Here is an 8,666-nt window from a genome sequence, read left to right as displayed (position 1 = left end):
CCCCCCCGTCTGCGCCCCCCCGGCCCTGGGCCCCCCCACCCCCCCCCCCCCCACACCCCCCCGAAGCCACAAAGAAAGCTGGACCCCCGCCTGCGCGGGGGTGACGGAGACGTTGATTCAGCCCCCGAACCCCGGTTGCGCTATTCCGGGGACATCGACGCGGAAGGTGAAGAGGCCGCCGGCGTGCGGCTGATCCCGGCGTTCTTCGTCGGTCAGAGTCTTGCCCGCGCTCGTCACGAAGGCGGTTTTCATGTCCGCCCCGCCGAGCGCGATCATCGAGGGGCGCTGGACGGGCAGCTCGACCGTTTGCAGCAACTCGCCCGCGGGCGACAGGCGCACGACGCGCCAGCCGTCCCACAGCGCCGACCAGTAACAGCCCTCGGCATCGACCGTGCCGCCGTCGGGGCGGCCCTTGCCATGCTCGAACTGGTGGAACAGCCGTCCTTCGCCGAGCGAGCCGGTAGCCGGATCGACGGCATAGGCGCGGAGCGCGTGGGTCGGCGTGTCGGCGTGGTAGAAGGTCCGCCCGTCGGGGCTGAACGCCGCGCCGTTGCTCGTCAGCAGCCCGCCCAGCATCGGCCTCAGCGTCCCGTCGGGGTCGAGGCGATAGAGGGTCGCGGCGGGGTTCGTCTTGTCGCTCGTCACGCTGCCGACCCAGAAACGCCCGGCGCTATCGACGCAGGCATCGTTGCAGCGCTGCTCGGCGATGTCCGCCAGCATCTGCGGGCCGAAAGGCCTTGGCGCCGCCCCCCAATTGTCGATCAGCGCGCAGCCGTCCTTCAGCCCGACGATCAGCCCGCCGCCCGCGCGCGGCGCAACGCAGCCTACGGGGCGGCCGAGTTGCATCGTCTCGGTCGCGCCGGTTTCCGGGTCGGTGCGGTGGATGCGGTGCGCGTCGATATCGACCCAATAGAGGCGCGCCTCGGCGGCGTGCCAGCGCGGCGATTCGCCGAGCAAGGCGCCGGCGTCGAGGAGGAGATCGACCATGGGATGGAGTTTAGCCCGGCATTTTCCCTCTGCCCAGCATCCGCAAACCTATTCGTCGGCCCGCGATGGAGCGCGACTCGCCCCGACGCCACTCTACTTTCCTTTCGTCACCCCGGACTTGATCCGGGGTCCATTCGCGCAGCGCCGAAAGAATGGACCCCGGATCAAGTCCGGGGTGACGAGAAAAGGGAGGTGGCGATGAATCAACTTCCTGCCGTAACGTCTTTCCACTTGACGTGGACGTAAACGTAAGGTCCAGTGTCGGACGAAGGTCGCGCCGCGAGGCGCGTCCGCTCGCGCGTCCGGCTCCCCGACTGCGTCCGGCCGCCGTCACGAAAGGAAGATGATGTCGCTCGATAACCTCTCGCGCTCGGCCTACACCGACGATCATGAAGCGTTTCGCGCCACGGTGCGCCAGTTCCTCGAAAAGGAGGTCGCCCCCCATCAGGCGCAATGGGCCGAGGACGGCATCGTGCCGAAGAGCATCTGGCCCAAGGCCGGCGAGCTTGGCCTTCTCTGCCCGACGGTGCCCGAGGAATATGGCGGCCTCGGCCTCGACTTCGGCTATAATGCGATCGTCGACGAGGAGAGCGCTTATTACGGCCGCGTGACTACGGGCTTTTCGCTCCAGTCGGACATCGTCACTAACTATATCACCCGCTACGGCAGCGAGGAGCAGAAGAAGCACTGGTTGCCCAAGATGGTCGCGGGCGAGGTCATCACCGCGATCGCGATGACCGAGCCGGGCACCGGCTCCGACCTTCAGGGGATGCGCACGACCGCGAAGAAGGACGGCAATCACTACGTCATCAACGGCTCGAAAACCTATATCACCAACGGGCAGAACGCCGACCTGATCCTGGTATGCGTCAAGACCGACACCGAAGTGCAGCCGGCGTGGAAGGGCGTGTCGATCGTGCTGGTCGAGGCCGAGCGCGAAGGCTTTCAGCGCGGCCGCAACCTCGACAAGATCGGGCAGGACGAGGCCGACACGTCGGAACTCTTCTTCAACGACGTTCGCGTGCCGATCACCAACTGCCTCGGCGAAGAGGGGCAGGGCTTCATCTATCTGATGAGCGAGCTGCCGCAGGAGCGCCTGTCGATCGCGGTGTCGGCTCAGGCCTCGGCGCAGCGCGCCTTCGACGACACCGTCGACTATACCCGCGACCGCAAGGCGTTCGGCAAGCCGATCCTCGATTTCCAGAACAGCCGCTTCGTGCTCGCCGATCTGAAGGCGAAATTGCAGGTCGGCTGGGCGCACCTCGACTGGGCGCTGTCGCGGCACCTCAAGAAGGAATTGACGCCGGAGGAAGGCGCCGCGGCGAAGCTGTGGCATACCGAACTTCAGTGGGAAGTGATGGACAAGTGCCTCCAGCTCTTTGGCGGCGCGGGTTATATGAACGAATATCCGATCGCCCGCGCCTGGCGCGCGGCGCGCGTGACGCGCATCTTCGGCGGCACGAACGAGATCATGAAGGAACTGATCGGGCGGAAGCTTTAATTTCCCCGCCCGCAAGCGGGAGGGGCAGCGAGACTTGCGAGCTTGCTCGCTAGTCGCAGCGGGGTGGGCCATCTCACCCCCGGATGCTCGCTCCGCTCGCGCCCACCCCTGACCCCTCCCGCCTGCGGGAGGGGAATTAAGAAAGGAACTCCCCATGGCTACAGCATATATCGTAGATGCCGTTCGCACCGCTGGCGGCCGCCGCGGCGGCCGGCTGGCCGGCGTCCATCCTGTCGACCTCGGCGCCGCGGTGTTCGACGCGATCGCCGACCGCAACGACTTCGACACGTCGAAGATCGACGACGTCATCACCGGCTGCGTGTCGCAGGGCGGTCAGCAGACGATGGACCTCGGCCGCAACGCCGTGCTCGCCTCGAAGCTGCCCGACTCGATCCCCGCGGTGACGATCGACCGCCAGTGCGGCTCGTCGCAGCAGGCGATCATGTTCGCGGCGCAGGCGGTGCTGTCGGGCACGCAGGACATCGTCCTCGCCAGCGGCATCGAAAGCATGACCCGCGTGCCGATGGGCAGCGTCGCGACGCTGTTCATGAAGGAAGGCCTCGGCAATTATAAGTCGCCGCGGCTCGAGGAGAAATATCCCGGCATCATGTTCAGCCAGTTCGCGGGCGCCGAGATGATCGTCAAGAAGCACGGCTTCACCAAGGCCGATCTCGACGCCTTCGCGCTCGAAAGCCACCGTCGCGCCAAGGCGGCGACCGAGGCGGGCAAGTTCGACCGCGAGATTGTCGCGGTCGAGATCGAGACCCCCGAGGGCAAGGACCAGCACAAGGTCGACGAGGGCATCCGCTTCGACGCGACGCTCGACAGCATCGCGGGCGTCAAGCTGCTCCAGGAAGGCGGCTCGATCACCGCCGCGACCTCCAGCCAGATCTGCGACGGCGCCTCGGCGGCGCTGATCGTGTCGGAGCAGGCGCTCAAGGACCATGGCCTGACCCCGCGCGCGCGCATCCACCATGTGTCGGTGACCGCGGGCGATCCCGTCATCATGCTCGAGGAACCGCTGTTCGCGACCGAAAGGGCGTTGAAGAAGGCGGGGCTGAAGATCGGGGATATCGACGCCTATGAGGTCAACGAGGCGTTCGCGCCGGTGCCGCTCGCCTGGCTCAAATATCTCGGCGCCGATCCGGCGCGGCTCAACGTCCACGGCGGGGCGATCGCGCTCGGCCACCCGCTCGGCGCCTCGGGCGCCAAGCTGATGGCGACGCTGCTCGGCGTGCTCGATGCGACCGGGGGCAAATACGGCCTCCAGACGATGTGCGAAGGCGGCGGCCAGGCCAACGTCACCATCGTCGAGCGGCTTTAAGCCCTTCATGGGCTCCTGCGAAAGCAGGAGCCCAGGGCGGTATCGCGCCGACGCTGCACATGGGTGCCCTGGGTTCCGGCTTTCGCCGGAACACTGTCTATTTTATGGAAAGGATGTCTGTATGAAACTCGATTCCACCGTATCCGCTGTCGTCACCGGCGGCGCCTCGGGCCTCGGCGCTGCCACCGCCCGCGCGCTTGCCGCGAAGGGCGTCAAGGTCGCGATCTTCGACCTGCAGGAAGAAAAGGGCAAGGCGATCGCCGCCGAACTCGGCGGCGTCTTCTGCGAATGCAACGTCACCGACGACGCGTCGGTCGATGCCGCCTTCGCCAAGGCGCGCGCTGCGATCGGGCAGGAGCGCATCCTCGTCAACTGCGCCGGCACCGGCAATGCGATCAAGACCGCGAGCCGCAGCAAGGAAGACGGCAGCATCAAGCATTTCCCGCTCGATGCGTTCAACTGGATCATCCAGATCAATCTCGTCGGCACCTTCCGCTGCATCGCCAAGTCGGCGGCGGGGATGATGACGCTCGACCCGATGGAGGATGGCGAGCGCGGCGCGATCGTCAACACCGCGAGCGTCGCGGCCGAGGACGGCCAGATCGGCCAGGCGGCTTATTCGGCGTCGAAGGGCGGCGTCGTCGGCATGACGCTCCCCATCGCGCGCGACCTCGGCAACGAGAATATCCGCGTCAACACCATCCTGCCCGGCATCTTCGACACCCCGCTGCTCGCCGGCGCGCCGCAGAATGTCCGCGATGCGCTCGGCGCCTCGGTGCTCAACCCGAAGCGGCTCGGCAACCCCGCCGAATATGCCACTCTGGCGATGTGCATGATCGAGAACGGCTATTTCAACGGCGAGGACGTGCGCCTCGACGGCGGCATCCGCATGGCGCCGCGCTGATATGGCGAAACCGGAAAGCTGGCGGCGCGATGCCGCCAGCTACCCCGTCTGTATCGAGTTGCAGACGCGCTTTCAGGATATGGACATCAACGGCCACCTCAACAATGTGGCCTTCGCCGCGCTGTTCGAGAGCGGCCGGGTGCTGCTGAACCGCGAGGTGCGCCCGCTCGGCGAGCGCGCCGCGAACGAGCGGACGATGGTCGCGGCGGTCGAGATCAACTATCTGGCCGAAGGCAATTTCCCCGATCCGGTGCGGATCGCGACCGGCATCGGCCGCCTCGGCACCTCGAGCTGGACGATCGTCCAGGCGATGTTTCAGAACGGGTACTGCATCGCGACCTGCGATACGGTCGTCGTCTGCCGCACCGATGGCGAGGCGAAACCGCTGCGCGCGGAATTGGTCGCGGAACTGGAGGCGAAGCTTGCGAAGGCGGTTTAGCGACCTGCCCTAAATTTCGTCATCCCGGACTTGATCCGGGATCCATTCTTCCGGCGCTGCGTGAATAGACCCCGGATCAAGTCCGGGGTGACGATGAACAGAGGGCGGCGCCCGGCGCTATTACAATTTCTTGTCCGCATCGGGCACCGCGCGGATCAGGTCGCGGGCGAAGCCGATCAGGCCGATCTGGCGGCGGCGTTTCAGCCGCTCGGCGCGCAGGATCGCGCGGACCTCGTCGAAACAGCCGTCGACATCGTCGTTGATCAGCACATAGTCATAGCCGTCCCAGTGGCTGATTTCGTTCGCGGCGCGCTCCATCCGCGCCGCGATCACCTCGTCGCTGTCGGTGCCGCGCGAGCGCAGGCGGCGTTCGAGCTCCTCCATCGTCGGCGGCAGCACGAAGACGCGCACGACATCGGGCCCGGCCTCCTGGTAAAGCTGCTGCGCGCCCTGCCAGTCGATGTCGAACAGCACGTCCTTGCCCGCCGCGAGCAAGGCCTCGACCGGCGCGCGCGGGGTGCCGTAGCGGTGCCCGAAGACGTGCGCCCATTCGAGAAATTCGCCGTCGGCGGCCATCTCCTTGAAGCGCTCGGTATCGACGAAATGATAATGGACCCCATCGACCTCGCCCGGACGCGGCGGGCGCGTCGTCGCCGAGATCGACAGCGCGATGTCGCTGTCGGCGTCGAGCATCATGCGCGAGATGGTGGTCTTGCCCGCGCCCGAGGGCGAGGACAGCACGAACAGGACGCCGCGGCGGTTCAGGTGGACGCTTTCGGTCATGCGCGCTATTCGCGCGGGGAAGGGCGGCGGTCAAGCGGGAAGGGGCGGCGATGACGCGAAAGGGGTGGCTGGTCGCGGCCGGGCTGCTGGCGCTGCTCGCGGCGATATTGATCCTGATGGGCCGCCCGCCGATCTGCCCGTGCGGCACCGTCAGCCTGTGGCACGGCACCGTCCAGTCGAACCAGAACAGCCAGCAGATTTCGGACTGGTACAGCTTCAGCCACATCATCCACGGCTTCATCTTCTTCGGCCTGTCGCGGCTGCTGATCCCGCGCGCGCCCTTGTGGGCCGCACTCGCCGTCGCGATCGGGATCGAGGGCGGGTGGGAAATCCTCGAAAATTCGCCGATCATCATCGACCGCTATCGCGAAGTGACGATGGCCTATGGCTACAGCGGCGATTCGGTCCTCAATTCGGTGAGCGATGCTGCCTTCATGGTGCTGGGCTTCCTCGCCGCGAGCCGGATGCGCTGGTGGACGACCGTCGGGATCGCGCTCTTCTTCGAACTGTTCACCCTGTGGGCGATCCGCGACAATCTGACGCTCAACGTCCTGATGCTGGTCTCGCCGATCGAGGCGGTGAAGGAGTGGCAGGGGGGCGACGCCATCAATCAATGAATCGCCGCGCCGCGTCCGTTGTTCGCGACCGGAAGCGCGGGCGGCAGGGCGTCGCCGAGGCTGATGCCGTCGGGCGCGGTGCCGGCATAGGGATCGACCACGCCCGCCTTCACCAGCTCGGGGTCGGTGCGATGCACGTCCTCGGCCGCCTTGCGCGCCTCGGCGCGGTCGGCCCATCTCTTGGTGAGATAGGCGGCCGCGGCGGTCGCGGCGAGCACGGCGTAGCGCTGGGGGAACAGGCGCCGCGCCGCGAACAGCGTTCCCGCGCCGATCACCGCGCCCGCGACGGGGTGATTGTTCTTCTGGCGGCCGATGGCGCTGCCGATGACGCCGCCGATGATCCGTCCCATCATCTTCATCTTCCTTCCTCCCCCATCAATCCCCGGACTCTGCGAAGAGTTCCGCTCAGCGGTCCGGCCCCAGCATCGTGCGCGGATCGACGACGCGGTCGAAGGTCGCGGCGTCGACAGTGCCGAGGTCCAGCGCGGCCTCGCGCAGCGTCGATCCCGTTTCATGCGCGTGCTTCGCGATCTTCGCCGCCTTGTCGTAGCCGATTTCGGGCGCGAGCGCGGTCACCAGCATCAGCGACCGGTTCATCAATTCGTCGATCCGCGCGCGATTGGGTTCGATCCCGGCGACGCAATGCGCGGTGAAGCCCGCCATGCCGATCGCGAGCAGGTCGATCGAGCGCAGCACGTTCGCCCCGATCAGCGGCTTGAAGACGTTGAGCTCGAGATGCCCCTGCAACCCGCCGACGGTCACCGCCTGATGATTGCCGATCACCTGCGCCGCGACCATCGTCAGCATCTCGCACTGGGTCGGGTTGACCTTGCCCGGCATGATCGAGCTGCCGGGCTCGTTCGCGGGCAGGTCGAGCTCGCCGAGCCCCGCGCGCGGGCCCGAGCCGAGCAGGCGGATGTCGTTGGCGATCTTGGTCAGCGCGACCGCCAGCGTATTGAGCGCGCCCGAGAAAAAGACGAGCCCGTCGTTCGACCCCAGCGCCTCGAACTTGTTCTGCGCGGGTTCGAAGGCGATGCCGGTGCTTTTCGACAGTTCGGCGGCCATCGCGGCGTCGAAGCCCGCAGGGGCGTTGAGCCCGGTGCCGACCGCGGTTCCCCCTTGCGCGAGCTTGCAGATATCATGCGCGAGCGCGCCCTCGATCCGCGCGCGGCACGCGACGAGCTGCGCGACATAGCCTGAAAATTCCTGGCCGAGCGTCAGCGGGGTCGCGTCCTGCAAATGGGTGCGGCCGATCTTGACGATGTCGTCCCACGCCGCGGCCTTGGCGGCGAGCGCGCCGGTGAGCTCGGCGAGCGCGGGGAGCAGCCGCGCTGTCGTCTCGACCGCCGCCGCGACGTGGAGCGCGGTCGGAAAGCTGTCGTTCGACGACTGGCCCTTGTTGACATGGTCGTTCGGATGGACCGGCGCCTTGCCGCCGCGTTGGCCCGCCAGCCGTTCGTTGGCGATTCCCGCGATCACCTCGTTGGCGTTCATGTTCGACTGGGTGCCGCTGCCGGTCTGCCAGATGGCGAGCGGAAACTGGTCGTCGTAGCGCCCTGCGACGACATCGCCCGCGGCCTCGGCAATCGCATCCGCGAGCGCGGGGTTGAGCCCATGGTTACGGTTCACCTCGGCCGCCGCGCCCTTGATGCGCGCGAGGGCGTGGACGATCGGCAGCGGCATCCGCTCGTGCGGCGGAAAGGCGAAATTGTGCCGGCTGCGTTCGGTCTGCGCGCCCCAATAGGCGTCGGCCGGAACCTCTATGTCGCCGATGCTGTCGCTTTCGATGCGCGTGTTCATGCCAATAGCATCCTTGTCACCAGAACCGCCCCCGCCCAGATCGCCGCGACCAGGCCGAGCAGCTGCCAATATCCGCTTTCGCCGATCCGGCGGCGCAGCCAGGCGGCGGCGAGCCAGACGAGCGCGAGCGCCGGGGTCAGGATCAGCAGGCTGAAGCGCAGCAGGCCGTCGGCGATCTGTCCCTCGGCATAGCCGCCTTCATAATAGGCATAGCCCTCGACGCCCCACCAGAAAGCAGCGGTGAGGACGAGCATCCCGGCGAGCGCCCAAAATTGCCAGAAGCGGCTGGGAGGCCAGTCGGGGCCGCCCAC

Annotated in this window: 10 protein-coding genes; 5 read left to right on the top strand and 5 right to left on the bottom strand. The window is 67.1% G+C overall.

What is annotated here, in order from left to right:
• Positions 1-117: 117 nt before the first annotated feature.
• Positions 118-987 carry an SMP-30/gluconolactonase/LRE family protein gene (locus OJI97_RS13060; protein ID WP_297664114.1) on the bottom strand — a complete coding sequence of 290 codons (870 nt, stop codon included), beginning with the start codon at positions 985-987 and terminating at the stop codon, positions 118-120.
• A gap of 346 nt (positions 988-1,333) precedes the next feature.
• Between OJI97_RS13060 and OJI97_RS13055 the strand changes: the two genes are divergently transcribed.
• The 4 genes from OJI97_RS13055 (at position 1,334) to OJI97_RS13040 (ending at position 5,155) form a co-directional block, all read left to right on the top strand.
• Positions 1,334-2,488, top strand: a complete 1,155-nt coding sequence (locus tag OJI97_RS13055) for an acyl-CoA dehydrogenase family protein (protein WP_297664116.1) — start codon at positions 1,334-1,336, stop codon at positions 2,486-2,488.
• Positions 2,489-2,642: 154 nt separating this feature from the next.
• Positions 2,643-3,812 carry an acetyl-CoA C-acetyltransferase gene (locus OJI97_RS13050; protein ID WP_257545327.1) on the top strand — a complete coding sequence of 390 codons (1,170 nt, stop codon included), beginning with the start codon at positions 2,643-2,645 and terminating at the stop codon, positions 3,810-3,812.
• A gap of 121 nt (positions 3,813-3,933) precedes the next feature.
• The gene (locus tag OJI97_RS13045) at positions 3,934-4,716 is read left to right on the top strand and encodes an SDR family NAD(P)-dependent oxidoreductase (RefSeq protein ID WP_297664111.1); all 783 of its coding nucleotides are present in this window, start codon (positions 3,934-3,936) and stop codon (positions 4,714-4,716) included.
• A 1-nt stretch (position 4,717) separates the two neighbouring features.
• Positions 4,718-5,155 (top strand): thioesterase family protein, encoded by a 438-nt coding sequence (locus OJI97_RS13040; protein ID WP_297664110.1) that lies wholly within the window; start codon positions 4,718-4,720, stop codon positions 5,153-5,155.
• A gap of 120 nt (positions 5,156-5,275) precedes the next feature.
• Here OJI97_RS13040 and gmk read toward each other — a convergent pair whose 3' ends face one another.
• Positions 5,276-5,938 carry a guanylate kinase gene (gene gmk, locus OJI97_RS13035; protein ID WP_297664109.1) on the bottom strand — a complete coding sequence of 221 codons (663 nt, stop codon included), beginning with the start codon at positions 5,936-5,938 and terminating at the stop codon, positions 5,276-5,278.
• 50 nt (positions 5,939-5,988) lie between these two features.
• Between gmk and OJI97_RS13030 the strand changes: the two genes are divergently transcribed.
• Positions 5,989-6,555, top strand: coding sequence for a DUF2585 domain-containing protein (locus OJI97_RS13030; RefSeq protein ID WP_297664108.1), 567 nt, complete (start codon positions 5,989-5,991; stop codon positions 6,553-6,555).
• On the opposite strand, the gene OJI97_RS13025 is transcribed toward OJI97_RS13030, so the two are convergent.
• Genes OJI97_RS13025 through OJI97_RS13015 form a run of 3 tightly spaced genes read right to left on the bottom strand, consistent with a single transcriptional unit; the run spans position 6,549 to position 8,666 of the window.
• The gene (locus OJI97_RS13025) at positions 6,549-6,908 is read right to left on the bottom strand and encodes a hypothetical protein (protein WP_297664107.1); all 360 of its coding nucleotides are present in this window, start codon (positions 6,906-6,908) and stop codon (positions 6,549-6,551) included. The genes OJI97_RS13030 and OJI97_RS13025 overlap by 7 nt on opposite strands.
• 52 nt (positions 6,909-6,960) lie before the next feature.
• Positions 6,961-8,355: a class II fumarate hydratase gene (fumC, locus tag OJI97_RS13020; protein WP_297664106.1), complete on the bottom strand. Its 1,395-nt coding sequence runs from the start codon at positions 8,353-8,355 to the stop codon at positions 6,961-6,963.
• Positions 8,352-8,666, bottom strand: coding sequence for a hypothetical protein (locus tag OJI97_RS13015; RefSeq protein WP_297664104.1), 315 nt, complete (start codon positions 8,664-8,666; stop codon positions 8,352-8,354). Before OJI97_RS13015 ends, fumC begins: the two co-directional genes overlap by 4 nt.

The organism is Sphingopyxis sp., assembly GCF_025869345.1.
In the GTDB taxonomy this organism is placed as follows: domain Bacteria; phylum Pseudomonadota; class Alphaproteobacteria; order Sphingomonadales; family Sphingomonadaceae; genus Sphingopyxis.
The sequence above is the reverse complement of the archived record's forward strand: the minus strand, read 5'-3'. Positions and strand labels throughout refer to the sequence as shown.